At 73.4% G+C, this 26238-nt stretch carries 24 protein-coding genes; 11 read left to right on the top strand and 13 right to left on the bottom strand.

The window, feature by feature from the left end:
• Window positions 1-70 precede the first annotated feature (70 nt).
• Both O7546_RS21275 and O7546_RS21270 read right to left on the bottom strand, forming a co-directional pair.
• On the bottom strand, window positions 71-2188 hold the full coding sequence (locus tag O7546_RS21275) for an AAA family ATPase (protein WP_281599977.1): 2118 nt from the start codon (window positions 2186-2188) through the stop codon (window positions 71-73).
• A 124-nt stretch (window positions 2189-2312) separates the two neighbouring features.
• Window positions 2313-3227 carry an alpha/beta hydrolase gene (locus tag O7546_RS21270; protein ID WP_194802237.1) on the bottom strand — a complete coding sequence of 305 codons (915 nt, stop codon included), beginning with the start codon at window positions 3225-3227 and terminating at the stop codon, window positions 2313-2315.
• A 147-nt stretch (window positions 3228-3374) separates the two neighbouring features.
• On the opposite strand from O7546_RS21270, the gene O7546_RS21265 reads away from it, so the two are divergent.
• A complete protein-coding gene (locus O7546_RS21265; RefSeq protein ID WP_194802236.1) occupies window positions 3375-3998 on the top strand; it encodes a carbonic anhydrase in 624 nt (207 codons plus the stop codon).
• 37 nt (window positions 3999-4035) lie between these two features.
• On the opposite strand, the gene O7546_RS21260 is transcribed toward O7546_RS21265, so the two are convergent.
• On the bottom strand, window positions 4036-4365 hold the full coding sequence (locus O7546_RS21260; protein ID WP_013287842.1) for a hypothetical protein: 330 nt from the start codon (window positions 4363-4365) through the stop codon (window positions 4036-4038).
• Between the two features lie 328 nt (window positions 4366-4693).
• On the opposite strand from O7546_RS21260, the gene O7546_RS21255 reads away from it, so the two are divergent.
• The 3 genes from O7546_RS21255 to O7546_RS21245 are packed head-to-tail and all read left to right on the top strand — an operon-like array spanning window position 4694 to window position 7219.
• On the top strand, window positions 4694-5185 hold the full coding sequence (locus O7546_RS21255; protein WP_194802235.1) for a DUF3145 domain-containing protein: 492 nt from the start codon (window positions 4694-4696) through the stop codon (window positions 5183-5185).
• Window positions 5186-5218: 33 nt separating this feature from the next.
• Window positions 5219-6943 carry a glycoside hydrolase family 3 protein gene (locus O7546_RS21250; RefSeq protein WP_194802234.1) on the top strand — a complete coding sequence of 575 codons (1725 nt, stop codon included), beginning with the start codon at window positions 5219-5221 and terminating at the stop codon, window positions 6941-6943.
• A 54-nt stretch (window positions 6944-6997) separates the two neighbouring features.
• The gene (locus O7546_RS21245) at window positions 6998-7219 is read left to right on the top strand and encodes a hypothetical protein (RefSeq protein WP_194802233.1); all 222 of its coding nucleotides are present in this window, start codon (window positions 6998-7000) and stop codon (window positions 7217-7219) included.
• A gap of 51 nt (window positions 7220-7270) precedes the next feature.
• Here the strand turns inward: O7546_RS21245 and fabF are convergent, their stop codons facing one another.
• The 5 genes from fabF to O7546_RS21220 all read right to left on the bottom strand — a co-directional run bounded on the left by fabF (window position 7271) and on the right by O7546_RS21220 (window position 12308).
• Window positions 7271-8497, bottom strand: coding sequence for a beta-ketoacyl-ACP synthase II (gene fabF / locus O7546_RS21240; RefSeq protein WP_135241466.1), 1227 nt, complete (start codon window positions 8495-8497; stop codon window positions 7271-7273).
• Between the two features lie 2 nt (window positions 8498-8499).
• Window positions 8500-8739, bottom strand: coding sequence for an acyl carrier protein (locus O7546_RS21235; RefSeq protein ID WP_007072348.1), 240 nt, complete (start codon window positions 8737-8739; stop codon window positions 8500-8502).
• A gap of 82 nt (window positions 8740-8821) precedes the next feature.
• Entirely contained in the window at window positions 8822-9766 is a 945-nt protein-coding gene (locus tag O7546_RS21230; RefSeq protein ID WP_194802232.1) for a beta-ketoacyl-ACP synthase III, read from the bottom strand.
• Window positions 9767-10936, bottom strand: a complete 1170-nt coding sequence (locus O7546_RS21225; RefSeq protein WP_194802231.1) for an acyltransferase domain-containing protein — start codon at window positions 10934-10936, stop codon at window positions 9767-9769.
• Between the two features lie 97 nt (window positions 10937-11033).
• A complete protein-coding gene (locus O7546_RS21220) occupies window positions 11034-12308 on the bottom strand; it encodes a helix-turn-helix domain-containing protein (protein WP_269697424.1) in 1275 nt (424 codons plus the stop codon).
• A gap of 105 nt (window positions 12309-12413) precedes the next feature.
• Between O7546_RS21220 and O7546_RS21215 the strand changes: the two genes are divergently transcribed.
• Window positions 12414-12743: a hypothetical protein gene (locus O7546_RS21215; protein ID WP_269697423.1), complete on the top strand. Its 330-nt coding sequence runs from the start codon at window positions 12414-12416 to the stop codon at window positions 12741-12743.
• 18 nt (window positions 12744-12761) lie between these two features.
• Here the strand turns inward: O7546_RS21215 and O7546_RS21210 are convergent, their stop codons facing one another.
• The gene (locus O7546_RS21210) at window positions 12762-13424 is read right to left on the bottom strand and encodes a hypothetical protein (RefSeq protein ID WP_194802228.1); all 663 of its coding nucleotides are present in this window, start codon (window positions 13422-13424) and stop codon (window positions 12762-12764) included.
• 213 nt (window positions 13425-13637) lie between these two features.
• Between O7546_RS21210 and O7546_RS21205 the strand changes: the two genes are divergently transcribed.
• Entirely contained in the window at window positions 13638-14219 is a 582-nt protein-coding gene (locus O7546_RS21205) for a copper resistance CopC family protein (protein ID WP_228532612.1), read from the top strand.
• A 166-nt stretch (window positions 14220-14385) separates the two neighbouring features.
• Here O7546_RS21205 and gltX read toward each other — a convergent pair whose 3' ends face one another.
• From gltX to O7546_RS21190, 3 genes are all read right to left on the bottom strand, one after another.
• Entirely contained in the window at window positions 14386-15756 is a 1371-nt protein-coding gene (gltX, locus tag O7546_RS21200; protein WP_281601174.1) for a glutamate--tRNA ligase, read from the bottom strand.
• A gap of 88 nt (window positions 15757-15844) precedes the next feature.
• The gene (locus O7546_RS21195; protein WP_194802225.1) at window positions 15845-17122 is read right to left on the bottom strand and encodes an MFS transporter; all 1278 of its coding nucleotides are present in this window, start codon (window positions 17120-17122) and stop codon (window positions 15845-15847) included.
• Entirely contained in the window at window positions 17119-18432 is a 1314-nt protein-coding gene (locus O7546_RS21190; protein WP_194802390.1) for a GH1 family beta-glucosidase, read from the bottom strand. Before O7546_RS21190 ends, O7546_RS21195 begins: the two co-directional genes overlap by 4 nt.
• 201 nt (window positions 18433-18633) lie before the next feature.
• Here O7546_RS21190 and O7546_RS21185 point away from each other — a divergent pair, with 201 nt between their 5' ends.
• Window positions 18634-19080, top strand: a complete 447-nt coding sequence (locus tag O7546_RS21185) for an SRPBCC domain-containing protein (protein WP_013287829.1) — start codon at window positions 18634-18636, stop codon at window positions 19078-19080.
• A 132-nt stretch (window positions 19081-19212) separates the two neighbouring features.
• On the opposite strand, the gene aceE is transcribed toward O7546_RS21185, so the two are convergent.
• Window positions 19213-21957: a pyruvate dehydrogenase (acetyl-transferring), homodimeric type gene (aceE, locus tag O7546_RS21180; protein WP_194802224.1), complete on the bottom strand. Its 2745-nt coding sequence runs from the start codon at window positions 21955-21957 to the stop codon at window positions 19213-19215.
• Between the two features lie 189 nt (window positions 21958-22146).
• On the opposite strand from aceE, the gene O7546_RS21175 reads away from it, so the two are divergent.
• The 4 genes from O7546_RS21175 (at window position 22147) to O7546_RS21160 (ending at window position 26167) form a co-directional block, all read left to right on the top strand.
• Window positions 22147-22551, top strand: a complete 405-nt coding sequence (locus tag O7546_RS21175) for a secondary thiamine-phosphate synthase enzyme YjbQ (protein ID WP_194802223.1) — start codon at window positions 22147-22149, stop codon at window positions 22549-22551.
• Window positions 22552-22668: 117 nt separating this feature from the next.
• Entirely contained in the window at window positions 22669-23139 is a 471-nt protein-coding gene (locus tag O7546_RS21170) for a MarR family transcriptional regulator (protein WP_194802222.1), read from the top strand.
• A gap of 62 nt (window positions 23140-23201) precedes the next feature.
• Window positions 23202-25622 (top strand): transketolase C-terminal domain-containing protein, encoded by a 2421-nt coding sequence (locus tag O7546_RS21165; RefSeq protein ID WP_269697421.1) that lies wholly within the window; start codon window positions 23202-23204, stop codon window positions 25620-25622.
• Window positions 25623-25732: 110 nt separating this feature from the next.
• Window positions 25733-26167: a DUF3052 domain-containing protein gene (locus O7546_RS21160; RefSeq protein ID WP_013287823.1), complete on the top strand. Its 435-nt coding sequence runs from the start codon at window positions 25733-25735 to the stop codon at window positions 26165-26167.
• The last annotated feature ends 71 nt before the right edge of the window (window positions 26168-26238 follow it).

Raw genomic sequence — 26238 nt, 5'->3', positions numbered from 1 at the left:
TACCGGCCCGGCCCAATGTATGTTCACATCGCTATGTATGCAAGTGAACTGTGGGTGGCGGCGGGGCCGGTCACCCCACCGGGTCGAGCGTGGTGAGGCGCTGCGTCGCCCGGGACAGCGCCACGTAGAGCGTGCGGACGCCCGAGCCGGGGTCGGCCCGGATCTCGCCCGGCGCCACCAGCACCACGCCGTCGTACTCCATGCCCTTGGCCTGGAGGCTGGTGACGACCTGGAGCCGGCCCGCGCCGAGCGCGCCCAGCCAGCCGGCCACCTCGTCCCGGCGCGGCACCGGCGTGATCACGCCGACGGTGCCCTCCACCTGCGCGAGCAGCGCCTCGGCCGCCTCGACGGTGGCCGCCGGCAGGTCGGCGGCGGGCACTGTGCGCTCGACCGGCGGCACGCCCGTGGACCGCACCGCGTCGGGCAGCGGCAGGTCCGGGTAGAGGCGGCGGATCTCCGCCGCCGCCACCGCGAAGATCTCCGCCGAGTTGCGGTAGTTGGTGGTCAGCTCGTAGCGGTGCCGCTTACGCCGGCCCAGCGCCTGGTCACGGGCCCGCTCCAGCTCCTGCGGGTCGCCGGTCCAGGCGGTCTGCGCCGGGTCACCGACCACCGTCCAGGACGCCAGCCGGCCGCGCCGGCCGATCATCCGCCACTGCATCGGCGAGACGTCCTGCGACTCGTCCACCACCACGTGCGCGTAGTCGCGGTAGTCGGCCGGACGCTCCCGCGCCGCCGCGCGGGCGGCGCGCTGCCGGTCGGCGTACGTGCTCAGCTCGCGCACGCCACCGGCGAGCTGGTACGGGTCGCGCTTGGGCCGGGCCCGCTGCACCGGCTTGCCGAGCAACGCGTCCAGCTCGTCCAGCAGCGCGATGTCGGCCACCGTCAGCCCCTCGGTCGCAAGCGTCCGGTACGCGTCGCCGAGCAGCCGGATCTCCGCCGAGGAGAGGATCCCCCCGGCGTAGCGGCGCAGCCGGTCCGGGCGGGCCAGCCAGTCCAGCACGTGCCGCGGGTGCAGCCGGGGCCACCACGCCTTGAGGAACTCGCGGAACTCGGGCCGCCCGATGATCTCGTCCTCGAATGCGGGCTGCTCCGGCAGGCGTCCCACCCGCAGCGTGCGGGCCTGCGCGTAGAGCGCGGCGAGCACCGCGTCGAACGCCGCCCGGCGTACCTCGTTGCGGCGCGCCCCACGGCCCAGCGTCCGCTCCCGGATCGCGTCCAGCGCGGGACGTTCCAGGCGCAGCAACTCGCCCCGGTACAGCAGGCGCAGCTCGGCCGGGGAGTCCGGCACCGCGTCGCGGACCGCGCGTTCCAGCACCCGGCGCATCCGCAGCGATCCCTTCACCGCCGCCACGTCCGGCGGGTCGGTGCGGGACGCGGACAGGCCGGGGAACAGCGAGCCGAGCGAGTGCAGCGTGGCGGTCTCCTCGCCGAGCGAGGGCAGCACCGAGGCGATGTACTCGACGAACACACCGGACGGGCCGACCACCAGGATGCCGCCGCCGGCGTACCGGGCCCGGTCGGAGTAGAGCAGGTATGCCGCCCGGTGCAGCGCCACCGCCGTCTTGCCGGTGCCCGGGCCGCCGGAGACGATCGTGACGCCGTTGCCGGGGGAGCGGATCGCCTCGTCCTGCTCGCGCTGGATGGTGGCGACGATGTCCCGCATGCCCCGGCCGGTGGCCCGGGACAGCGTGGCCAGCAGCGCCCCGTCGCCGACCACCGCCATGTCCGGCGGCGCGGCCTCCGGGTCCAGCAGGTCGTCCTCGATCCGGGTGACCTTCTCGGAGGCGGACTGGATCGTGCGCCGGCGCACCACGCCGCGCGGCTCGGCCGGTGTCGCCTGGTAGAACGCGGCGGCAGCGGGCGCCCGCCAGTCCACCACCAGCGTCTCCGCGTCCACGCCCCGCACCCCGAGGCGGCCGACGTGCAGCACCTGCCCGGTACGCAGGTCCAGCCGCCCGAACACGAGCCCCTCGTGCTCGGCGTCCAGCACGTGTCGGCGCTGGGCGGCGTGGAAGACCATCGCGTCCCGCTCGACAAGCGCGCCGAAGTTCCCGACCCGGGCCAGCCGGTAGCCCTCCCGCTCGGCGTCGGCCGCCGACCGGCGCAGTTCGGCCAGCCGGGCGTACACCCGGTCGAGGTGGCGCTGCTCGGCGGCGATCTCCCGGTCCAGCGTGGTCTGGTCGGTCAACGCGGATGCTCCTGTGTTCGGAGGGCACGACGGGCTGAATGAGGGTACGGGCCGCCGGCAACCGGCACGCCGGGGCATGCCGCGCACGTGGCGTACGTCGGTGCCGCCCGGAGGTGGGGAACGCTCAGAGGCGGGTCGCGGGACGGGCGGCCAGCACCCGGTCCAGCACGCCGGTGAGGGCCGCGTTCACCTCGTCGGGGCGCTCCATCATCAGCATGTGCCCGGCACCCGGGCAGACGGTCAGCTCCGTGCTGGGCAGCGCCGACGCGATCGACTCGGCGCAGGGCGGCGGCGTGAGCCGGTCCCGGTCGCCGACCAGCGCGGCGGCCGGCAGCCCGCCGAGCGCGGCGAGCGTATCCAGCCGGTGCTGGGCGCCGATCGAGGCGCGGAAACCGCCGATCGAGCGCAGCGTGGCCCGGGCCACCGCGGAGGTGACCAACCGGATGTCCGCCGGGTCGCAGCGGTCGCCGAACAGCATCCAGCGAATGCTCGGGCGCAGCGCGCGCAGCAGCGCGTGCGGGGGCCGCCAGCCGCCGCAGCGGGCCAGCACCCCGGCGCCTGTCGTCTCGGCCAGGCGGATCAGCCGGGTGATCCGGGGGGACAGACCGTACGCGGTGTGCGTGTGCCCCTCGGCGGTGGTGGAGACGAACACCAGACCGGCGGTACGCGCGGCGAACCGGTCGGGGTGGCGGTGGGCGTACTCCATCACCGTCATCCCGCCCATCGAGTGCCCGACCAGGACGACCGGACCGGACGGGACGATCTCGTCGACCACCGCCGCCAGGTCGTCACCGAGCTGGGCGAGGGTGGCGTCGCGCAGCGCCAGGCAGCTCGACCGGCCGTGGCCGCGCGCGTCGTAGGTGACCAGGCGGACCCGGCCGCCGAAGCGTTCCCGCAGCTCGGCGACCTGACGGTGCCAGCTGCGCCCGTCGAGCGTCCAGCCGTGCAGCAGGACGGCGGTGACCTCGGCGTCGACCGGCCCGGTGACGCTGACGTGCAGGCGTACGTCGTCGGGGAGCCGCAGTTCCAGGTCCGGCATCGTCCACCTCCCGGCCCGCCGATGTGTGTCCACCGGATGACCCGGCGGTGACACCGGCGTTACCCGCCATGAGACCACGGCAACCGGCCCGGAGAGAAGATTCCGGTCCGGCCCCACGGCGTCGGATCGGTGACCAGGCTGGGAGGCATGCCGTACACCAGTCCGCGCGCCGCGCTGGCCGAGCTGCTCGCCGGCAACCGCCGCTTCGTCAGCGGCCGGCCGGTGCACGGGCACGACGTCACCGCCGCCGCCGCGGTGGCCTCCGGCGACCAGCAGCCGTACGCGGTGGTGCTGGGCTGTATCGACTCGCGGGTGCCGTTGGAGGCGATCTTCGACCAGACGTTCGGTTCGATCTGCGTGATCCGTACCGGCGGGCACGTGCTGGACCGGGCCGTCCGGGGCTCGATCGAGTACGTGGTGGAGCAGCTCGGCGTACGCCTGGTGATGGTGCTGGGCCACGAGCGCTGCGGCGCGGTCGGCTCGACCGTCGAGGCGCTGCGCACCGGGCGGCGGCCCGGCGGCGACCTGGCGTACGTGGTGGACCGGATCGCCCCGGCGGTGACCGACGTCGGGTTGGACGACCCGGACGCGCATCCGCTGGCGATCCGCCGCCACGTCCGGCGCACGGTGGCCGCGTTGCGCGCCGACGACCGGCTGGCCGGGCCGGTGGAGGCCGGCGAGTTGGCGGTGGAGGGCGCGCTCTACGACCTGGCCACCGGCGAGGTCACGCTGTTGCCGCAGGAGGAGACGCGAAACCGCCCGCCGGGATGATCCCGGCGGGCGGTCGCGGTGGTGCGGGTGAGGGCGCTCAGCCCTCGAAGACGCCGGCCTCGACCAGGCGCTTCTCGGTGGCGTCCCAGCCGTGGTCCGGGTAGGACGCGGCCAGGCCGTTGATCTCGGCGCGGATCTTGGCGGCGTGGCCGGCGGCGGCCAGCACCCGGATCTCCTCGACGAAGGCGTCGGAGTCGGTGCGCAGGTGCGCGGTCTTGCCGTTGGTCAGGTTGCGCACGTAGGCGTGCTTGCCGCCGTTGAGCGGGATCAGGTACTTGAACTCGCCCAGCACGCTGAGGGCGCCACCCTGGCCAGCCTGGCCGGCCCGGACGGACGCGCGCGCGGTCTTAGAGGTGTTGCTCGCCACGGAGGTACTCCTTGCAGACGTACGGTGGGGACGGAAGGCCGTCCGGGGGCTGTGCGAGTGACGCCCGGGTGGGCGCCGGCCCGCGAAGATGTACGGCGGCACAGAGAACCGCCCAGAGAACTGTACACGACCACGACACCTGGCTGGTCGTCGCGGCGTCAGAGGGCATAACCGGGTCCGCCACCCGGGTATTTCCCGCTCCGGGGCCCGGCGAATTTTCCGATTCGCTGGCGCACCACCAGTCACACGGGTCATCATGTGTGCCAGGTACCACTCGGTAGGACGAGGTCGTAGGGGAAGACGCACCTCGGCTCACCGGGAGGTCACCGTGCCAACGCGTGGCGTCGTATACGTCCACTCGACCCCGCTCGCCGTGTGCTCGCACGTCGAGTGGGCGATCGCGCGCGTCCTCGCCGCGCCGGTCAACCTGCACTGGACGGCGCAGCCCGTCGATCCGGGCGCCCGCCGCGCCGAGTGCGGCTGGACCGGCAGCCCGGGGACCGGCGCGGAGCTGGCCGCTGCCCTCCGGCAGTGGCCCATGATCCGTTTCGAGGTCACCGAGGAACCCAGTCCCGGCGTCGACGGCGAGCGCTTCATGTACGTACCGGGCCGGGGCCTGTTCCGGGCCGCTGTCGGCGCGGCCGGCGACATCCAGCTCGGCGAGGACCGCCTCCGCAGCCTGATGACCGCCGCACGCGGCCCGGAGGCGCTGGCCCACGCCCTGGACAAGGCGCTCGGCACCGCCTGGGACGCCGAGCTGGAGCCCTACCGGTACGCCGGCGACGGCGCGCCGGTGACGCTGCTCACCCGGGTCGGGTGACGGCGGCCGAGTTGCCCCGATACGGTGGGCCGCGTGTCGATTTCCCCGCGGCGCTCCGCCGTCGCGCTCGCCGCACTGACCGCGCTGCTCGTCTCCGGGTGCTCGGACGGGCCGGACCGTCCCCGGCCCGCCCCGACGAGCCCGGCGCCGTCGTCCGCAGCGCCCGCGCCGAGTGACTCGCCGGCCGCCGATCCGGCCGCCCGCGCCGTCGCGCTCGTCGGCACGCTGAGCGACGAAGACCTGGTCGGGCAGGTGCTGATGCCCTACGCGTACGGCAGCTCGGCCACCGAGGTCTCGGCCGGTTCGGCGGCCGGGAACCGGGCGCTCGCCGGGGTCGACACCCCCGCCGAGATGGTGGCGAAGTACCGGCTCGGCGGCGTGATCCTGGTCGGCTTCAGCGCCGACGACCCCACCTCGGGCAACCAGGCCACCACGAACGTGGACAACCCGAAGCAGGTCCGTGCGCTCACCGACGGGCTGCGCGCCGCCGCCGGCAAGCTGCCCGCCGGCGGCGCGCCGTTCCTGATCGGCACCGACCAGGAGTACGGCGTGGTCACCCGGATCACCGACGGGGTGACCCTGCTGCCCAGCCCGCTCGCCGCCGGCGCCGCCGGGAACCCGGCACTCACCGAGGCCGCCTGGCGGGCCGCCGGGGCCGAGCTGGCCGCGATGGGCATCAACCTCGACTTCGCCCCGGTCGCCGACGTGCTCGCCACCCGCAGCACGGTGATCGGCTCCCGGTCCTTCGGCGCCGACCCGGCGAGCGCGTCCCCGCAGGTGGCCGGCGCGGTACGCGGCCTGCAGGCCGAGGGCGTCGGCGCCGCGGTCAAGCACTTCCCCGGGCACGGCCTCAGCGCCGAGGACTCGCACACCGAACTGCCGGTGATCAAGCAGTCCCGCGCCGAGCTGGACCGTCTCGCGTTCCCGCCGTTCCGGTCCGGCATCGGCGCCGGAGCGATGGCGGTGATGTCGGCCCACCTGGACGTCAAGGCCGTCGACCCGGGCACCCCCGCCACGTTCTCCCGCAAGCTGCTCACCGACGTGCTGCGCGGCCAGCTCGGCTTCCAGGGCGTGGTGATCACCGACGGGATGAACATGGCCCCGGCGAAGAAGTGGTCGCCGGGCGAGGCCGCCGTGCGCGCGCTCAACGCCGGCAACGACCTCATCCTGATGACCCCGAACGTCACCCAGGCGTACGACGGGCTGCGCGCCGCACTCAAGGACGGCTCACTGCCCCGCGCCCGCCTGGTCGAGGCGGTCACCCGCGTGCTGACCATGAAGTTCCGGCTGGCCGGACGGGACACCCCCGCGCTGTCCACGCTCGACGGCGCTGCGCACCGCAAGGCCGCCGACGACCTGGCGACCGCCGCCGTGACGGTGCTGCGCGGCAAGTGCGGCGGCGCGGTGACCGGCCCGGTGAGCGTGACCTCCTCCGGCGGCCGGGAGCGCACCCGCAAGCTGCTGACCGAGGCGCTCACCGCGGCCGGGGTCAAGGTCGTGCCCTCCGGCGGCACAGTGGTGCACCTGGTCGGGTACGGCGACGGGGCGAAGGACCTGAGCGCCGGCGCCGCCGTGACGGTGGCGATGGACACGCCGTACGTCCTGTCCGGTGCGAAGTCCCCGACGCTGATGGCGACCTACTCGTCCACCCGCGCCTCGATGACCGGGCTGGCCGCGGTGCTCGCCGGCAAGGCCCGCCCGGCCGGCCGCTCCCCGGTGCCGGTCTCCGGCCTGCCCGCCACCACCTGCCGGACCTGACCGCCGTCGTAACTCGGGTGCGGCCCGGGGTGGCCGGCTGGCAGGGTGGCGCACATGGGACAGGCGGCACAGGGCTTCCGGTACGTCGAGCGCGGCGACGGCACGGTGGTGATCACGCATCACGGCCGGGTCGCCGGCACGTTGCGCGGCGGCCGGGCCGCGCAGTTCCTGGCCGAGGTGGACGACGATCCGCAGCTGACCATGGCCCGGTGGACCGGCAACTACCGGCACGGCAACGAGCGGACCGCCCGGCAGCACCCCCGCAACCGCGGCTGAGACGTGCGGAAGGGCCCCTCCTCGAACGGAGAAGGGGCCCTTCGCGTCCGCTCAGGGGCGGGTGAAGACCAGCGCCACGTTGTGCCCGCCGAAGCCGAACGCGTTGTTCAGCGCCGCCGGGATCTCCATGTGACGCGCCTTGTGCGCGGCGACGTCCAGCGTCAGGCCCTCGTCCGGGTCGTCCAGGTTGATCGTCGGCGGGATCACGCCGTCCCGGATGGCCAGGATGGTGGCGATCGACTCCAGCGCGCCGGCCGCGCCGAGCAGGTGCCCGGTCATCGACTTCGTGGCGGTGAGCACCGGGTGGTCGCCGACCGCCTGACGCAGCGCGCCGATCTCCAGCATGTCCCCGACCGGGGTGGAGGTGGCGTGCGCGTTGACGTGCACGATGTCGGTACGGGCCACGTCCGCGTCGGCGACCGCCCGGGCGATGGCGCGGATGGCGCCCTCACCCTCGGCGTGCGGCTGCACGATGTCGTACGCGTCCGAGGTGATCCCCGCGCCCGCCAGGCGCGCGTACACCCGGGCGCCCCGGGCGGCGGCGTGGTCGGCGCGCTCCAGGATCACCACGCCCGCGCCCTCGCCGAGGACGAAGCCGTCGCGACCGGAGTCCCACGGCCGGGAGGCCCGTTCCGGCTCGTCGTTGCGGGTCGACATGGCCCGCATCGAGCTGAAGCCGGCGATCGGCAGCGGGTGGATGACCGCCTCGGTGCCGCCGGCCACCACCACGTCGGCCCGGCCGGCGCGGATGATGTCAAGGCCCAGCGCGATCGCCTCCGCGCCGGTCGCGCAGGCGCTGGCCACGGTGTGGACGCCGGCCTTGGCGCCCAGCTCCAGACCGACCCAGGCGGCCGGGCCGTTCGGCATCAGCATCGGGATGGTGTGCGGGGAGACCCGCCGCGGTCCGGACGCCTCCAGGATGTCGTCCTGGGCGAGCAGGGTGGTGGCGCCGCCGATGCCCGAGCCCACGCTGACCGCCAGGCGCTCCGGGTCCGGCGCGGCCTCGTCCAGACCGGCGTCGGCCCACGCCTGCTTGGCGGCGATGATGGCGATCGCCTCCGAGCGGTCCAGCCGGCGCAGCTTCACCCGGTCCAGCACCTCGGACGGGTCGACCGCCAGTTCGGCGGCGATCCGGACGGGCAGTTGCGCGGCCCACTCCTGGGTGAGCGCACTCACCCCGGAGCGGCCGGCGAGCATGGCGTCCCAGGTCGACGCGACGTCCCCGCCGAGCGGGGTCGTCGCGCCGAGCCCGGTGACGACGACGTCGGGACGACTCATGATCAGGACTGCGCCTCGATGTAGCTGACCGCGTCCCCGACGGTCTTGAGGTTCTGCACCTCGTTGTCCGGGATCTTGACGCCGAACTTCTCCTCGGCCGCCACCACGACCTCGACCATGGAGAGCGAGTCGACGTCGAGGTCGTCGGTGAAGGACTTCCCCTCGGCCACGTCGTCCGGGTTCACCCCGGCAACCTCTTCGAGGATCTCGGCGAGGCCGGCGGTGATCTCGTCACGGGTCATTGCGGTTGGTTCCTCTCATCGGGGGTTCCGGTGACCGGCGTCGCCGGTCACGCACCTCGGCGCGTTCGCGCCCGAGGGGGTCTCAGGGGCAGCGCACGACCTGACCGGCGTAGGTCAGGCCGCCGCCGAAGCCGAACAGCAGCACCGGGGCGCCCGAGGGCACCTCGCGCCGCTCGACAAGCTTCGACAGCGCCAGCGGGATGCTCGCCGCCGACGTGTTGCCGGACTCGACGATGTCCTTGGCGATGATCGCGTCCGGGATGTTCAGCCGCTTGGCGATGCCGTCGATGATCCGGGCGTTGGCCTGGTGCGGCACGAACGCGGCCAGCTCCGACGGGTCCACCCCGGCGCGTTCGCACGCCTGCAGCGCGAGCGGGGCGATCGCGGTGGTGGCCCAGCGGAACACCGACTGGCCCTCCTGGGTGATGTACGGCTGCCAGCCCTCGATCCGGACCGCGTCGCTCTTCTCCGGCGCGGAACCCCAGACCACCGGCCCGATCCCGGCCGGCTCGTCGTCGGCGGTCGCGCTGACCACGGCCGCCCCGGCGCCGTCGGCGAAGATGATGCAGGTCGAGCGGTCGGTCCAGTCGGTGAAGTCGGAGAGCTTCTCCGCGCCGATGACGATCGCGTTGCGCGCCGCGCCGGCCCGGATCGCGTGGTCGACAGTGCCCAGCGCGTACGCGAAACCGGAGCAGGCGGTGTTGAGGTCGAACGCCCCGGGCGCATTGATGCCCAGCTTGGCCGCGACCCGGCAGGCCACGTTGGGGCTGCGGTCCACCGACGAGCAGGTGGCCACTACGACCAGATCGATGTCGGCGGCGGTGAGGCCGGAGTTGGCGAGCGCCTTGCCGGCGGCGGCGGCGGCCATGTCGGCCACCGTCTCGTCGCCGGCGATCCGCCGGGTGACGATGCCGACCCGGTCCCGGATCCACTCGTCGTTGGTGTCGACCATCTGGGCGATCTCGTCGTTCGTGACGACGCGGGAGGGCTGGTAGTGCCCCATCGCGACGATCCGGCTGCCGGCCATTTAGTGCGTTCCTCCGATACGGACGAGGGGCTGGCCCGGTGCGACCGGGTCGTCGTGGTGTGCGAGCCACTCGACGAGCGGCCCGTTGTCGTGTGCGGTCACCTCGACCGGGCCCCGGCCGGTGGTGACGTGGCCGAGGACCGCACCGGCGCGTACCTCGGCGCCCTCGGCCGGTCCGGCCGACCGGTCGAGGCGTCCGGCGGCGGGGGAGACGACCACCCGGAACGACGGCGCGGTCGGGCGGGCGGCGGGGCCGGCGTGCCGGGCGATCAGGCGGCGCGCGGCGGGCAGGTCGGCCGGGGTGTTCAGGGCGACGATCTCGGGTGCGCCCTCGCCCTTGAGTTCCCGCTTGACCAGCCCGGCGAGCGTGCCGGCGGGCGGCAATTCGATCACGCCGGTGACGCCGAGGTCGGCCAGCGTACGCATGCACAGATCCCAGCGGACCGGGGCGGTCACCTGCCGGACCAGCCGGCGTACCGTCTCGGGGCCGTGCCCGACCGGTGCGCCGTCGAGGTTGGACAGCAGGATCCGGGCCGGGGCGGAGGCCGGGACACCGGCGGCGATCGCGGCGAGCGCGGTCTCGGCCGGCGCCATGTACGGCGTGTGGAACGCGCCCGCCACCTGGAGCCGGATGACCCGGGTGCGGGCCGGCGGCTCGGCGGCCAGCTTGTCCAGCGCGTCGACCGCGCCGGCGGCGACGATCTGACCGGCGCCGTTGCGGTTGGCCGGGTGCAGCCCGTGCGACTGGAGCGCGGCGAGCACCTCGTCCGGGTCGCCGCCGAGCACGGCGGCCATCCCGGTCGGCTCCAGCGCGCAGGCGGCGGCCATCTCCCGCCCGCGTACGCCGGCGAGCGTCACGGCGGCCTCGGCCGGGAGCACTCCGGCCAGCGCGGCGGCGCCCAGCTCACCGACGCTGTGCCCGGCGACCAGGCCGACGTCGTGCATCGGCAGGTGCTCGGCGGCGAGCAGCGCGGCGGCGACCAGCAGCGGCTGGGTGCGGGCGGTGTCCTTGATCTCGTCCGCGTCCGCCCGGGTGCCCAGGTGGATCAGATCCACCCCGGCGAGCGCCGACCACCAGCGCAGACGTGCCTCGGTGCCGGGGAGGTCGAGCCACGGCGTGAGGAAGCCGGGCTTCTGCGAACCCTGTCCGGGAGAGAGTACGGCGAGCACGTGTACGACTCTGACGGATCCGGGCGTGCCGCGCTGTAACGTACGGCACCAAACCGCACTAGAACCTTTAGAGGAAACCTACAAAGATCGCTGGCGATCATCGCCTGTCGGAGACCGACGGCACCACCGGGTCGAGCCGTCCCACTGTGAGCGCGACCTGCAACGCGAACGCGTCGCGCGGGGCCAGTGGGGAGAAACCGGTCACCTCGGCGATCCGCTTCAGCCGGTAGCGCACGGTGTTCGGGTGCACGAACAGCGCCCGGGCCGCGCTCTCCAGCGTGCCGCCGGCGGCGAAGAACGCGTCGAGCGTCTCCAGCAGCTCACCGCCGGAGCGGGCCAGCGCCGCGTACACGTCGTGGCGCAGCCGGCGGCGGGCCTCGGTGTCCCCGGCCAGTGCGCGTTCCGGCAGCAACTCGTCGGCGGCGACCGGGCACGGCGCGGTCGGCCAGGCCGGCGCGGCCCGGAACCCGGCCAGCGCGGCCCGCGCCGACTCGGTGGCCTCGTCCAGGCTGGGCACCGCCGGGCCGACCACCACCGGCCCCTCACCGAAGGCGGTACGCAGCTTCTCCGTGGCCGCCACCGGATCGGCCGCCCCGCCCAGCACGATGACCAGGCGGTCGCCGTGCACGCCGCCGATCACCTCGACGCCGATCCGGCGGGCCTGCCGGTAGACGGTGTGCAGCACGGCCGCGACCTCGCCGCCGGGGGAGCGGCCCACCGCCACCGCCACCGGCGGCGCGTCGGTCCAGCCCAGCGCGGCGGCGCGGCTGGCCAGCACGTCCGGGGAATCGCCCCGCAGCAGCGCGTCGACAAGCAGCGCCTGCAACCGGGCGTCCCAGGAGCCGCGGCTCTCGGCGGCCCGGGCGTACACCCGTGCGGCGGCGAACGCGATCTCCCGGGAGAAGCGCAGTACCGCCTCCCGCAGCGACTGCTCCTCGCCCGGCACGGCCAGGTCCGACACCTGTTCCTCGACCACGTCGATGGTCACCTTGATCAGCGCCACGGTCTGCTGGAGGCTGATCGAGCGGGCCAGTGCCTGCGGCGCGGCGGCGAAGACCTCGTCCGACACCTCCTGGGTGCGGTCGGTCGCGCCGCCGCCCTGACGCAGCCACTGCACCAGGGAGCGCACGCCGGCCTGGGCGACGAGCATGACCCAGGAGCGCTGGTCGGCGGGCAGCTCACGGAACCACGGCAGCGTCTCGTCCATCCGGGCCACGCTTGCGGTCGCCAGGCCGCCCGCCGCCCGTTCGATGCGGCGCAGCGTCGCCGACGTCTCCGTTCCGCCCGGTTCGCTCACCGCACCAGCCTGACACGGCGTGACCAGCGGATCCACTTCGAGCCGGCGGGCCCGCGGTGGCGTGACGATCTCCACCGGTACGCGCTGACGATCTCGTCCGGCCGGGCCAGTACGGTGTCAGGGCACGCCGGGCCAGACTCCGGCCGGGCGGGCGAGGGCGACGCGTGAGGGGGGCCGGGGATGGCGCAGGGGGAGGCCGAGCACGGTTGCGCCCAGGGTGAGGCCTGCCGGCGGGGCCACGACCAGCCGGCGACTGCCACGCACCCGCGCCGGCCGTGCCTGAACCATCAGGGCGAGCAGCCTGCGGGCCGGGTGCCGGAGCGCGCCGAGGACGAGCCGGGCGTGCCCCGGCAGCGGGCGGCGGAGCCGGCGCACCCGGCCGACGACGAGCCGTTCGACCGGAACTGCCGCAGCGATCTCGCGGGCTGGGCGGGCGCCCATCGGCACGGCGCGGTACGCCCGCGCAACCGCACCACCCGCCGGGAGCGCCCGCCGCGCCGCTGGTGCTGACGCTCCGCCGGGTGCGGGTCAGCGCGTGCGCCGCCGGACCAGCAGCGCGATGCCGGCCAGCCCGGCGGTGATGACGACCACGATGCCCACGTTGAGCAGCAGCAGCCGCTGGAGTTCACCGAGCGCGGTGTCGATGTTCTGCACCGGGTCGAGCGCCTCCTCCGGAAGCACCCGCTCGCCGCCGCCGATGCCGCCGGCGAGCGTGTCGAACTGCGCCGGCATCGGCACGCCCACCGAGCGCAGCGTCTCGGGCATGTTGAGCCGGCCGAAGAACCAGCCGGCGCGGGTGCTGCTCAGGTCCGGCTGCTTGCCCGGCCGGTAGATCCGGGGACCGCCCTTGGCCAGCGGGAACAGGTCGTAGGTGCGCTGCGGGCCGGCGGCGGCGAGCACCACCACCGTGTACTTCGGACCGAGGTCCTTGGCGGCCGGGCCGCGCAGCTGACCGGTCGTGCCGAGCCACTTGACCTGGTCGACCACCAGGTTGACCTCGTTCGGGCTGACGTCGGCGCGCAGCTGCAACGGCGCGTCGAGCCGCTCGCCGGTGATGTCGACGCCGGTCGGGGCCGGCTTGGGCTTCGGCGCGGCCTGAACCGCTGCCGTGCCGGCCAGGGCCAGCGTGCACGCCAGGGCCGCTACGCTCCCGGTCACGGCGACAAGCAGCCGTCTCACCCTTCGGACCATCGCCGCCTCCTCGCCCCGTTCGATGGCTGGCTTCCGCTGCAGGTCACACTGGACCGGTGTCCACCACAAAGACTCCGCAGAACGGCGCTCGGTTGCAGCTGGTGGAAGAGTATTTGGAACTATCTGCGAGCTGAGACCGACCAACGAGCGGTCGATGATCATCGGCCGGATCCTACCCGGACGGAGGGAATCATGGGGGGCAGGGTCGCCCGTATGACACGTACCTGGGTGGTGGTGCTCGGGGTGGTGGCGGCGTTCGCACTGCTGCCGGCCGCGCCGGCCGCCGCGCACAACTCGCTGACCGGCAGCGATCCGCGCGACGGGGCCCGGCTGGCCGCCGCGCCGGAGCGGATCGAGCTGCGGTTCCTCGCCACGCCGAAGGAGGCGACCACCGAGGTCACCGTCACCGGCCCGGACAACGTGGCCGCTACCGGCGGCGCGCCGACCTTCTCCGGCAAGCGCGTGATCGTGCCGTTCCGGCCGGGCGCGGCCGGCCTCTACATCGTGACCTACCGGCTGGCCTCCGACGACGGACACCCGATCAAGGGGGAGGTCCGGTTCACCCTGACCACCGGCACCCCGGCCGAGTCGCCGTCGGCGACGGTGCCCCCCACCAGCGCCGCGCCGACCGCCGCGCCCACCAGCGCCGCGCCGTCCCCGGCGAGCCCGACTCCGGCCGCCGCTGGGGCGGACGACGACTGGGGGACGGGCTGGCTGTGGGCGGCCGGCGCGGTGGTGGTGCTCGCGGCGCTGGGTGGCGGGCTGCTGTGGCGGCGCCGGGCCACTCGCCGGTGATTGTGGCCAGCGCGCTTCACTCTGCGTGACACTGCTGGCGCAATGTTCGCCGAAAACGCATATGCCTCTGAGCCATAACTATGACTCAGAGGCATATCGCGCAATAGAGGTACCGCTCTCCGGCCACGACACGCCCGAGCGTCGGAACGGGCGCCGGGCCCGCGGCTCAGACCAGGCGTACGCGGGCGGCGCGCAGCCGGGTCAGCGTACGGTCGCGGCCGAGCACCTCAAGCGACTCGAACAGCGGCAGGCCGACGGTGCGCCCGGTGACCGCGACGCGTACCGGTGCCTGCGCCTTGCCGAGCTTCAGCCCGCGCTCCGCGCCGACCGCCTCCAGCGTGGCCTTCAGCGACTCGGCGTCCCAGGACTCCAGCGCCTCGAACGCGACGATCGCCGCGTCCAGCAGGTCGGCGGCGCCCTCCTTCATCGCCTTGGCCCAGGCCGCCTCGTCGATCAGCGGGTCGGCCAGGAACAGGAAGTCGACGTTCGGCACGATCTCGCTGAGCACCGCGATCCGGGTCTGCGCCAGCGGGGCCACCGCCGCGAACGCGGCCGGGTCGAACTCCTCGGGCTGCCACGGCGGCGGGGCGATGGTCCCGGTGCCGGTGAGCCACGGCCGGCACGCCTCGACGAAGTCCGCCACCGGCAGCGCCCGGATGTAGTCGCCGTTGAACGCGCGCAGCTTCTTCTCGTCGAAGAACGCCGGGGACGGGTTGACCTCGTCCAGCCGGAACTCCTCCTCGATCACCGACCAGGGCACGATCTCCCGGTCGCCCGAGGGCGCCCAGCCCAGCAGCATCAGGTAGTTGCGCATCGCGTCGGCGAGGTAGCCCTCGTCCCGGTACGCCTCCAGTGCGACCTTGTCCCGCCGCTTGGACAGCTTCTGCCGCTTCTCGTTCACCACCACCGGCACGTGCGCCCAGACCGGCGGCTTGACGCCGAGCGCGTCCCACAGGAGTTGCTGCTTCGGGGTGTTCGGCAGGTGCTCCTCGGCCCGGATCACGTGGGTGATGCCCATCGACATGTCGTCGACCACGTTCGCCAGCAGGAACACCGGGGAGCCGTCGCCGCGGGCGATGACGAAGTCCTCGATCAGCTTGTTCTCGAACGTCGGCTCGCCGCGGACCAGATCGACGACCACGGTCTCGCCCTCGTCCGGCGTGCGGAAGCGCAGTGCCCGTCCCTCGCCCGGCTCCAGGCCGCGGTCCCGGCAGAAGCCGTCGTAGCCGCGCTGCTGCGGGCCGGTACGCGCCTGCACGTCCTCGCGGGTGCAGTCGCAGTAGTAGGCCCGGCCGCCCTCGTACAGCCGCTGCGCGGCGGCCCGGTGCTCGCCCGCGTACGAGGATTGGAAGTACGGGCCCTCGTAGCTGCCCCGGGCGATGCCGATCCAGTCGAGCGCGGAGAGGATGCCCTCGGTCCACTCGGGCCGGTTACGTGCCGCGTCGGTGTCCTCGATGCGCAGCACGAACACCCCGCCCTGCTGCTTGGCGAAGATCCAGTTCTGCAGCGCCGAGCGGGCACCGCCGACGTGGAACATACCGGTCGGGGAAGGGGCGAAGCGTACACGTACCGTCACGCCCCCCAGCCTACGGCTGACCGCGACGGGTTTCCGGCAGGGGGCCGGGTCAGGGCACCGACTTGATCTTCACGACCAGGGCGCTGCCGAGCAGGGTGACCGCCGCGGTGACCGCGTACAGCGTCGGGTAGCCGCCGAGGTGCACGACGATCGGCGCGGACAGCGCCGGACCGAGCACCTGCGGCGCCGAGTTGGCGATGTTGATCACGCCGAGGTCCTTGGCCCGGTCGGTGGCGGCGGGCAGCACCTGCGTGATCAGCGCGGCGTCCACCGACAGGTAGACGCCGTACCCGGCGCCGAGCAGCAGTGCCGCGACGATCGCCATCGGCCAGGTCGGCGCCGCCGCGAGCAGCACCGCCGCCACCGCCATGATCAGCCCGGAGGTGATCACGAAGACCTTGCGCCGGCCGGAGCGGTCGGACATCCGCCCGGCCACCACTGCGGTGAGCATCATGCCCACCGTGTAGAGCAGGATCAGCACCAGCAGGGAGCCCTCGGGGTCGGCTACCCGTACCCCGTCGGTGAGGAAGTAGAGCAGGTAGAGCGTGCCCAGCGCGTTGCCGGTCTGCACCAGGAACCGGGTGAACCAGGCCCAGGCGAAGTCGGGGTGGCGGCGCGGGCTGATCCACATCGAGGCGAACAGCGAGCGCAGCCGCAGCGGGGAGCGGTGCTCCCGGGGCAGGTGGTCGTCCTGGGTCAGCAGCGCGAACGGCAGCGACAGCAGCAGCACGGCGAGCGCGATCGCGGCGTACCCGGCGGCGTTGCCGGTGACCACGGCGGTCACCAGCACCGCGCCGAGCACCAGGCCCAGCGCCTGCGGGATGCCCACCCAGCCGGACACGCCGCCGCGCTGCGCCACCGGCACCCGGTCCGGGATCGCGGCGGTGAGGCTGGCGAGCATCGCGTTGAAGCAGACCTGCGCCGCCACCCAGGCCACCGCCACCCCGGCGATCGTGTTCTGCCGGGCCAGCAGCACCAGGGCGAGCGCGCCGACCACCGCGCCGAGCGCGGTCCAGACGTGCCGGCGGCCGAAGTGCCGGTTGGCCAGCCGCAGCGAGGTGCGGTCGGACAGCGCCCCGGCGAGCGGGTTCGCCAGCACCGCGGCGAGCGCGCCGATGCCGGTGACCACCGCCAGCATGGCCTCCTTGTCGGCCGGGGCGATTCGTTCCACCTGCTGCGGCAGCAGCACCTGGATCGGGGTGAAGAACGCCATCCAGACGCCCAGGTTCGCCGCGAAGATCAGCGCGATCCAGCCCCGCCGTACCGGGACGGTCGGCTCCGCGAGCGCCGCCGGCAGCGAGGCCGGCGTCGGGTTGACGGTGGTCACCGCCGGACCAGATCCCGGAACCAGGTGTACGACGACTTCGGCGTCCGCCGCTGCGTGGCGAAGTCGACGTGCACCAGGCCGAACCGCTTGGTGAAGCCCTCGGCCCACTCCCAGTTGTCCAGCAGGGACCAGACGAAGTACCCGGTCACCGGCACGCCCCCGGCCATCGCCTCGCGCACCGCGCGGATGTGCCCGTCCAGGTACGCGATCCGCTCCGGGTCGTGCACCCGGCCGTCGGCGTCCGGCGCGTCGTCGTACGCGCAGCCGCTCTCGGTGACCTGGATCGGCGGCAGCGCGTCGCCGTACCGCTCGTGCAGGAGGAGCAGCAGTTCGCGCAGGCCGTCCGGGGCCACCGGCCAGTCGAACGCGGTACGCGGGTAGCCCTCCAGTGGCACGATCTCGAACGGCAGGGGCGAGTCCGCCTCCGGCGCGCGGATGCCGGTCGGGTTGTAGTAGTTGACGCCGAGCACGTCGATCGGGGCGGCGATGACGGCCAGGTCGCCGTCGCGTACCACGCCCGGCTCGGGGCCGAGCGCATCCGGGTAGCCGCGTCCGAGCAGCGGATCGGTGAACAGCCGGTTGTGCAGCGCGTCGTACGCCGTGGCGGCGGCCCGGTCCGCGTCGGTGTCGCCGGCCAGGCGCACCGGGGAGTAGTTGTTGGCGATCGCCACCGGGGACGCGCTGCGGGCGCGCAGCGCGGCGACCGCGAGGCCGTGCCCGAGGAGCTGGTGGTGGGCCACCGGGAACGCGTCGAACAGCAGCGTCCGGCCGGGCGCGTGCTCGCCCGTGCCGTGACCGAGGCTCATGTGGATGAACGGCTCGTTGAGCGTGATCCAGAGCTTCACCCGGTCGCCGAGGCGGGCCGCGGTCAGGTCGGCGTACTCGGCGAAGCGGGCTGCGGTGTCCCGGTTGAGCCAGCCGCCGGCGTCCTCCAGCGCCTGCGGCAGGTCCCAGTGGAACAGCGTGGCGACCGGGTCCACGCCGGCGGCGAGCAGTCCGTCCACCAGCCGGTCGTAGAAGTCCAGCCCGGCGGCGTTGGCCGGGCCGGTCCCGGCCGGCTGGATCCGGGGCCAGGCGATCGAGAACCGGTACGCGGACACCCCCAGCCCGGCCAGCAGCGCGGTGTCCTCGGCGTACCTGTGGTAGTGGTCGCACGCCTGGTCGCCGGTGCTCCCGTCGGCGATCCGGCCCGGGTCGTGGGCGAACGTGTCCCAGATGGACGGACCACGTCCGTCGACCGAGGTCGCGCCCTCGATCTGGTACGCGGAGGTGGAGACCCCCCAGCGGAAGCCGGCGGGGAACTCGGGCATCGGCGCGGTCGTCAAGTCACCCTCCAGAACGTGAAGCGTGCTCGCGACTCTAGGGCTCCGCGGACCGCCGCGCCATAGGCCGAGATGACTGGGTGGCGCAAGGGAGTTCGGCGTGTCTTTTCCGAACCCGTCCGCTTAAGTCCGATTTACACATAGAGTGCCAAATATCGCGGATGTGATTTAAGTGGGGGAAAGATACTCATGATCCTCGTGGAACGAAGCGCGCACGTGGCGGCGCCGGTGGATGTGGTCTGGGACGTCGTGCAGCGCGCCGAGCAGCTGCCGGCCTGGCTGGCGGGAGTCCGCGCGGCCGAGGTCCTGTCCGGGGAGGGATTCGGGCGGCGGCAGCTGGTCCAGGCCGGACGCGGCGCCGCGCACGAGGCCGAGGTGATCGCCTTCCAGGAGCCGACCCTGATCGGCTGGCGCGAACGCGCGAAGGGCGCCGGCGCCCGGGCCGAGGCGCGCACCGAGATCTACGTCCAGCTGACCCCGGACGAGGAGGGCGGCGGCACCGTCGTACGCCTGATCGTCGTGCGGTGGCCCGCCGGACCCGTCAAGGCGGCCCTGCTCCGGCTCGGCCTGCGCCGGGTCGGCGCCGACCTGGAGGACTCGCTGGCCCGGCTGACCGACCTGGCCGCCGTCGGCTGACCGAGCCCGTCCCGGCGTCGCCCGCGATGGTGACGGCCCGGCGTTCCCGCCAGGGACGCCGGGCCGTCGTCGCATCGGGGGACGAGAAGGGCCCGGCGCGCCTGGCGCCGGGCCCTTCTCGCGTGAGGCGTACTAGCTGTCGCCGCCGGTCTCGCCGACCGGGGCGGCGTTGACGTCGTCCAGCGCGTACTTGCGGGCCGCGTCGGCCGGCACGTGCGCCGGCACCACGCCGCGCAGCGCGAGCTGGCGCAGCGTGGCCACCGCCACCGACTCGGCGTCCACGTGGAAGTGGCGGCGCAGCGCGTGCCGCGTGTCCGACATGCCGAACCCGTCGGTGCCGAGCGAGGTGTAGTCCCCGGGTACCCAGCGGGCGATCAGGTCCGGTACCGCGCGCATCCAGTCGCTGACCGCGACCTTCGGCCCGTCGGCGTCGGCCAGCTTCCGCGCGATGTACGGCACCCGCGGCTCCTCGCCCGGGTTGAGCAGGTTGTGCTCCTCGCACTGGACCGCGTCGCGGCGCAGCTCGGTCCAGGACGTCACCGACCACACGTCGGCGGCCACGCCCCAGTCCTCGGCGAGCAGCTGCTGGGCCTTGAGCGCCCACTGCATGCCGGTGCCGGAGGCGAGGATGTTCGCCTTCGGCGCGTCCTCGCCGACCTGCGGCGCGGGGGAGTAGCGGTGGATGCCCTTGACGATGCCCTCGACGTCCACACCCTCCGGCTCGGCCGGCTGGAAGATCGGCTCGTTGTAGACGGTGAGGTAGTAGAAGATGTTCTCCTGCGCCTCGCCGTACATCCGGTGCAGGCCGTTCTCCACGATGTGCGCCAGCTCGAAGGCGAACGCCGCGTCGTAGGAGACCACCGCCGGGTTGGTGGCGGCGAGCAGCAGCGAGTGGCCGTCCTCGTGCTGGAGGCCCTCACCGTTGAGCGTGGTCCGGCCGGCGGTCGCGCCGAGCACGAAACCCCGAGCCATCTGGTCCGCCGCCGCCCAGAATCCGTCGCCGGTGCGCTGGAAGCCGAACATCGAGTAGAAGATGTACAGCGGGATCATCGGCTCACCGTGGGTGGCGTACGCCGTGCCCGCGGCGGTGAAGGAGGCCACCGACCCGGCCTCGTTGATCCCCTCGTGCAGGATCTGGCCGGTCGTCGACTCCTTGTAGGACAGGAACAGGTCCCGGTCGACGGCGGTGTAGCGCTGGCCGTGCGGCGAGTAGATCTTCTGCGTCGGGAACAGCGAGTCCATACCGAAGGTACGGGCCTCGTCCGGGATGATCGGCACCCAGCGCTTGCCGAACTCCTTGTCCTTCATGATGTCCTTGAGCAGGCGGACGAACGCCATCGTGGTGGCGACCTTCTGCTTGCCCGACCCGCGCTTGACGTCGGAGAACCGCTCGCTACCAGGGATGGCCAGCGTCTTGCGCGCGGTGCTGCGCGTGGGCAGGTAGCCGCCGAGCTGCTGCCGCCGGTCCTTCAGGTACGCGATCTCGTCCGACTTCTCGCCCGGGGTGTAGTACGGCGGGAGGTACGGGTTCTCCTCCAGCTGCTTGTCCGGGATGTCCAGGTAGAGGCGGTCGCGGAAGAGCTTCAGGTCCTCCAGCGTCAGCTTCTTCATCTGGTGCGTGGCGTTGCGGCCCTCGAAGTGCGAGCCGAGCGTCCAGCCCTTGATCGTCTTGGCGAGGATCACCGTCGGCTGGCCGGTGTGCTCCATCGCCGCCTTGTAGGCCGCGTAGAGCTTGCGGTAGTCGTGGCCGCCCCGCTTGAGGTTCCAGATCTCGTCGTCGGTCAGCCCTTCGACCATCTTGCGGGTCCGCGGGTCGCGGCCGAAGAAGTGCTCCCGCACGTACGCCCCGGACTCCGCCTTGTAGGTCTGGTAGTCACCGTCGGGCGTGGTGTTCATCAGGTTGACCAGCGCGCCGTCGGTGTCCGCGGCGAGCAGCGGGTCCCACTCGCGGCCCCAGACGACCTTGATGACGTTCCAGCCGGCGCCCCGGAAGAACGCCTCCAGCTCCTGCATGACCTTGCCGTTGCCGCGGACCGGTCCGTCCAGGCGCTGGAGGTTGCAGTTGATCACGAAGGTGAGGTTGTCCAGCTCCTCGCGGGCGGCTACGCCGATCGCGCCGAGCGACTCGACCTCGTCCATCTCACCGTCGCCCAGGAACGCCCAGACGTGCTGCTGAGAGGTGTCCTTGATGCCGCGGTGCTGCATGTAGCGGTTGAACCGCGCCTGGTAGATGGCGTTCAGCGGGCCGAGGCCCATTGAGACGGTGGGGAACTCCCAGAAGTCCGGCATCAGCCGCGGGTGCGGGTACGACGGCAGCCCGCCACCGGGGTGCGACAGCTCCTGCCGGAACCCGTCGAGCTGGTTCTCGCTGAGCCGGCCCTCGAGGAACGCCCGCGCGTACATGCCGGGGGAGGCGTGGCCCTGGTAGAAGATCTGGTCGCCGCCGCCGGGGTGGTTCTTGCCCCGGAAGAAGTGGTTGAAGCCCACCTCGTAGAGGGACGCCGAGCTGGCGAACGTGGAGATGTGGCCACCGACGCCGATCTCCGGGCGCTGCGCCCGGTGCACCAGCATCGCGGCGTTCCACCTGATGTACGCCCGCAGCCGCCGCTCGACGTGCTCGTCACCCGGGAACCACGGTTCGCGCTCCGGCGGGATCGTGTTGATGTAGTCGGTGGTGGTCAGTGACGGCACCCCGACCTGCCGCTCGCGGGCCCGCTCCAGCAGGCGCAGCATGACGTACCGGGCTCGCTTTGTCCCGCGCTCGTCGATGACACCGTCGAGTGACTCAACCCATTCGCTGGTCTCTTCAGGGTCGATGTCCGGAAGCTGGCTCGGCAGACCAGCGGTGATCACCGGGCGCTTGCGTTCCGTAGCCACAGGCGTTCCCTCGGTTTCGTGTGGGATAGGTCTCTAGCGCCATCCTGCCCCCTGGTGGCGCGTGTCGTCACCTCTCCCACCCCCAGACGCGACGCTCAACACAGGTACCCATCAGTAACTTTGCGCGATCGCCGGATGCGCTATCGGCGGACGCGGCGGGGATCCGGGCACTGCGGCAGAATGCGCCGTATGCGCAGTGAGGTGATCACCGTCCGGACCGGCTCCCGTCCGACCGTCCGGGACATCACGAGCGAGGCCGAACGGTTCGTCTCCGGCGCCGGCGACGGACTGCTGCACGTCTTCGTCCCGCACGCCACCGCCGGGCTGGCGATCATCGAGACCGGCGCCGGGTCCGACGACGACCTGCTGCGGGCGCTCGACGACCTGCTCCCCACCGACGACAGGTGGCGGCACCGGCACGGCTCAGCCGGGCACGGCCGCGACCACGTGCTGCCGGCGTTCGTACCGCCGTACGCGACGCTGCCGGTGCTCGGCGGGCGGCTCCAGCTCGGCACCTGGCAGTCGATCTGCCTGGTCGACACCAACGGCGACAACGCCGACCGCCAGGTCCGCTTCTCGTTCCTGGCCGGCTGACGCGCGGACGACCGGGCGGGAGTTTCCGCCGAACAGCGCTTCATGATCGGCAATCGGTTGCACGAGGTGCCTGACCGTTCGGATGAACGAAGATCGACTTCGCCATAACATGAACGGATGGCGCATTCCACCGTTCCCACCGCCCGTGACCGGGCCGGCCTGGCCGGGGAGACCGTGCGCCGGATCCTGCACGTCGCCGCCGCGATGCGGCACCACCAGCACGAGGGGATCGCGGCACTGGGCCTCACCCCGGCGGTCGCCCGGGCGCTGCACGAGCTGGACCCGGACCGCCCGCTCCCGGCCCGCGACCTCGCCGCGCAGCTCGGCTGCGACAGGTCGAACGTCACCGGACTGGCCGACAAGCTGGAGCAGGCCGGGCTGGTGGAACGGCGTACCGACCCGGCCGACCGGCGGCAGAAGGCGCTCGTCGTCACCGGGCGGGGGCGGCAGGTACGCGAGCGGGTCCGCCAGGTGATGTCGGACTCCCGACTCCTCGACGCCCTGAGCACCGAAGAACTGGCCACACTGCGGAACCTGGTGCTCAAGGTCTCCGACGGGGGCTGCCCGACGGAGTGTGGGCAGGTCTGAGCCACGCCGGGCGGAACGTGTCCGAGTGGGCGAGGCGGGCCCGAGTCGGTAATGCTGTCCGCGTGACCACCCCGCACGATCTCGACGACCGGCTCCGAGCCGAACTGGCCGCGCTCGGGGCGCCCGACCAGCGGCGCGACCTGGGCGAACCGCTGCCCGACGGCGGTGCGTTGACCGGGGCGCAGGCACTGGCCCTGTTCGACGCGCAGCTGACCAGCCGGCTGCTCGACCTGGCCGGCCGGTGGCTGTCCGGCTTCGGTGAGGGGTACTACACGATCGAGTCGGCCGGTCACGAGGGCGACGCCGCGGTGGCAGCCGCGCTGCGGCCGACCGACCCCGCGCTGCTGCACGCCCGCTCCGGCGCGTTCTACTGCCTGCGCGTCGCCCAGGCCGGCGGCGCCTTCCCCGTCACCTTCCCGGAGCCGGAGCCGGAGCCGGAGCCGGAGCCGGAGCCGGAGCCGGAGCCGGAACCGGAACCGGAACCGGAACCGGAAAAGACGGAGGCGGCCAGCCTGCCCGTGGGCGCCGGGATCGTCGTGGACGCGGACGGGGACGCGACTGTCGTCGTACCCGATCTGCCGCAGCCCGCGCCCGACGACGCGTTCGCGGCGGCGGCGCGCGACGTGCTGCGCGGCATCGTCGCCTCCGCCGAGGAACCCGCGGCCGGCGGGCGGGCGAAGGTCTTCGGCCGCGCCGACCTGGCGGTCGTGCCGACCATCTCCGCCGCCGGCTCGCACCTGCCGCGCGCCGTCGGCCTGGGGCTGGCGCTGGAGCGGCTGCGCCGCGGCGCGCGGCCCGCCGACGGCGAGGCCGAGGCGGCGCAGTGGCCCGCCGACGCCGTGGTTGTCTGCGCCTTCGACGACGGCGCGGTCGACCACGCCACGGCCACCGCCGCGCTGAACACGACCGGCTGGTACGACCACACCGGCCTGCGCATCCCGGTGCTGTTCGTCTGCGCGGACAGCGGCGCGTCCGCCGAGGGCTGGGTGGCCACCACGCTGCGGGCCCGGCCCGGCATCAGGTACTTCGCCGCCGACGGCACGGACGTGGCCGCGACCTACCGGGTCGCGGCGGAGGCGGCGGAGTGGGTACGCCGGCAGCGGCGGCCCGCCGTGCTGCACCTGAGCGTGGTCCGCCTGATGGAGCACTGTGACGGCGACGCGGCCCGCGACCCGCTGCTGGCCACCGCGCGGCTGCTGGTGACCTCCGGGTACGCCAGTGGCGAGGAACTGCTCGCCCGCTACGACGAGCGGGGCTGGCAGCTGCGCCGCGTCGCCGAGGAGGTGCTGGACGAGCCGAAGCTCGCCGCCCCGGTCGAGATCGTGCGGGAACTGGCGCCACGCCGGCCGGTGCGGGTGTCCCGCGCGGTGGCCGAGGCGGCGGCGCATGCGGCCGGGCCGGGCGCCGGAGCGCGGGCGGAGGCGTTCGGCGGCAAGCCGCCGGAGCTGACCGGCCCGCTCACGCTGGCGCAGAGCATCAACGCCGCGCTCGCCGACGGCATGCTGGACCATCCCGGTACGGCGGTGTTCGGCCACGACGTCGCCGCCGGGGGCGGGGTGTACGGGGTGACCGAAGGGCTGCGGGACCGGTTCGGGGCGGCGCGCGTGTTCGACACGCTGCCGGACGAGACCTCGATCCTCGGGCTCGGGCTGGGCGCCGGGCTGGCCGGTCTGCTGCCGGTGCCGGAGATCCGCCACCTGACGCTGCTGCACGGCGCCGAGGGCCAGCTCCGCGGTGAGGCGGCCACCATGCGGTTCCTCTCCCGGGGCGCGTTCCGCAACCCGATGGTGGTGCGGGTGCCCGGCCTGGCGAGCCCGGACGGACTCGGCGGCCACGACCGCAACGACGACTCGCTGGGGGCGCTGCGCGACGTACCGGGCCTGGTGGTGGCCGTGCCGGCCCGGCCGGACGACGCCGCGCCGATGCTGCGGACCTGCCTGGCGGCGGCCCGGGTGGACGGCAGCGTCTGCGTGTTCGTGGAGCCGATCGCGCTCTACCACGTGCGCGACCTGTACACGGACGGTGACGACGAGTGGACCGCCGAGTACGCCGAACCGGGCGCCTGGGCCGACCGGCACGTGCCGATAGGCCGGGCCCGCGTGTACGGGATCGGCTCCGCCGAGGACCTCACCATCATTACGTTCGGTAACGGAGTGCGGATGTCGCTGCGCGCCGCCGCCACGCTCGCCGAGGAGGGCGTGGGCAGCCGGGTGGTCGACCTGCGCTGGCTGGCCCCGCTGCCGGTGGCCGACATCATCAGGGAGTCCTCGGCGACCGGCCGGGTGCTGGTGGTGGACGAGACGCGGCGAACCGGCGGGGTGGGCGAGGGCGTGCTGTCCGCGCTCGTCGACACCGGGTACGTGGGCGCCGCGCGCCGCGTAGCCGCACTTGACTCGTTTGTACCATTAGGTCCGGCTGCCCGTCAGGTTCTGGTCTCCGCGGAAGCCATCACCCAGGGTGCCCGTACGCTGCTGGCACGGTAAATTCCGTTCCACCCGGTGCGCCACTTGCGCGGCGAGCCGCAACTGTGTGGACTGAGCCCGACGGTGTCACCCGACGCCACGAGCAGGGATAGATGAGGAGGCACTCGACAGTGAGCGCGACCGCTGGCCAGGCCGACGGGGTACGCAGCCTGGCGGACCGGTTCGGTATCGAGCCGGGCATGGTCGTCATGGAGATGGGCTACGACGACGACGTCGACACCGATCTCCGGGACGCCCTGACCGACCGCTGTGGGGAACTCGTCGACGAGGACACCGACGAGGTTGTCGACGCGGTTCTGGTCTGGCACCGAGACGGCGACGGTGACCTGTTCGAGCTCCTCGTCGACGCCCTCGGGCCGCTCGCGGACAACGGCGTGGTCTGGCTCCTGACCCCGAAGGCCGGCCGCGACGGCCACGTCGAGCCGAGCGAGGTCGCGGAGAGCGCGCAGACCGCCGGGCTCCAGCAGACCTCCACCATCAACGCCGGCCGCGACTGGAGCGGGGCCCGCCTCGTCATGCGTCGCGGGTCCAAGAGCAAGAAGTAGGGCGGCGCCGCACATCCGGCGACCGAGGTCGCCGGGTGTGGCAGGCTGATCATCTCCAGACCCGATCCCGA

It is taken from the genome of Micromonospora sp. WMMA1976 (genome assembly GCF_027497335.1).
GTDB lineage: Bacteria > Actinomycetota > Actinomycetes > Mycobacteriales > Micromonosporaceae > Micromonospora > Micromonospora aurantiaca.
The sequence above is the reverse complement of the archived record's forward strand: the minus strand, read 5'-3'. Positions and strand labels throughout refer to the sequence as shown.

Coding starts and splice junctions, on each gene's coding strand:
- O7546_RS21270 (WP_194802237.1), bottom strand. CDS start 3,227: ATGCCGGACCTGGAACTGCGGCTCCCCGACGACGTACGCCTGCACGTC.
- O7546_RS21265 (WP_194802236.1), top strand. CDS start 3,375: ATGCCGTACACCAGTCCGCGCGCCGCGCTGGCCGAGCTGCTCGCCGGC.
- O7546_RS21245 (WP_194802233.1), top strand. CDS start 6,998: ATGGGACAGGCGGCACAGGGCTTCCGGTACGTCGAGCGCGGCGACGGC.
- fabF (WP_135241466.1), bottom strand. CDS start 8,497: ATGAGTCGTCCCGACGTCGTCGTCACCGGGCTCGGCGCGACGACCCCG.
- O7546_RS21235 (WP_007072348.1), bottom strand. CDS start 8,739: ATGACCCGTGACGAGATCACCGCCGGCCTCGCCGAGATCCTCGAAGAG.
- O7546_RS21230 (WP_194802232.1), bottom strand. CDS start 9,766: ATGGCCGGCAGCCGGATCGTCGCGATGGGGCACTACCAGCCCTCCCGC.
- O7546_RS21215 (WP_269697423.1), top strand. CDS start 12,414: ATGGCGCAGGGGGAGGCCGAGCACGGTTGCGCCCAGGGTGAGGCCTGC.
- O7546_RS21210 (WP_194802228.1), bottom strand. CDS start 13,424: ATGGTCCGAAGGGTGAGACGGCTGCTTGTCGCCGTGACCGGGAGCGTA.
- O7546_RS21205 (WP_228532612.1), top strand. CDS start 13,638: ATGACACGTACCTGGGTGGTGGTGCTCGGGGTGGTGGCGGCGTTCGCA.
- gltX (WP_281601174.1), bottom strand. CDS start 15,756: ATGTTCCACGTCGGCGGTGCCCGCTCGGCGCTGCAGAACTGGATCTTC.
- O7546_RS21190 (WP_194802390.1), bottom strand. CDS start 18,432: ATGCCCGAGTTCCCCGCCGGCTTCCGCTGGGGGGTCTCCACCTCCGCG.
- O7546_RS21185 (WP_013287829.1), top strand. CDS start 18,634: ATGATCCTCGTGGAACGAAGCGCGCACGTGGCGGCGCCGGTGGATGTG.
- O7546_RS21175 (WP_194802223.1), top strand. CDS start 22,147: ATGCGCAGTGAGGTGATCACCGTCCGGACCGGCTCCCGTCCGACCGTC.
- O7546_RS21170 (WP_194802222.1), top strand. CDS start 22,669: ATGGCGCATTCCACCGTTCCCACCGCCCGTGACCGGGCCGGCCTGGCC.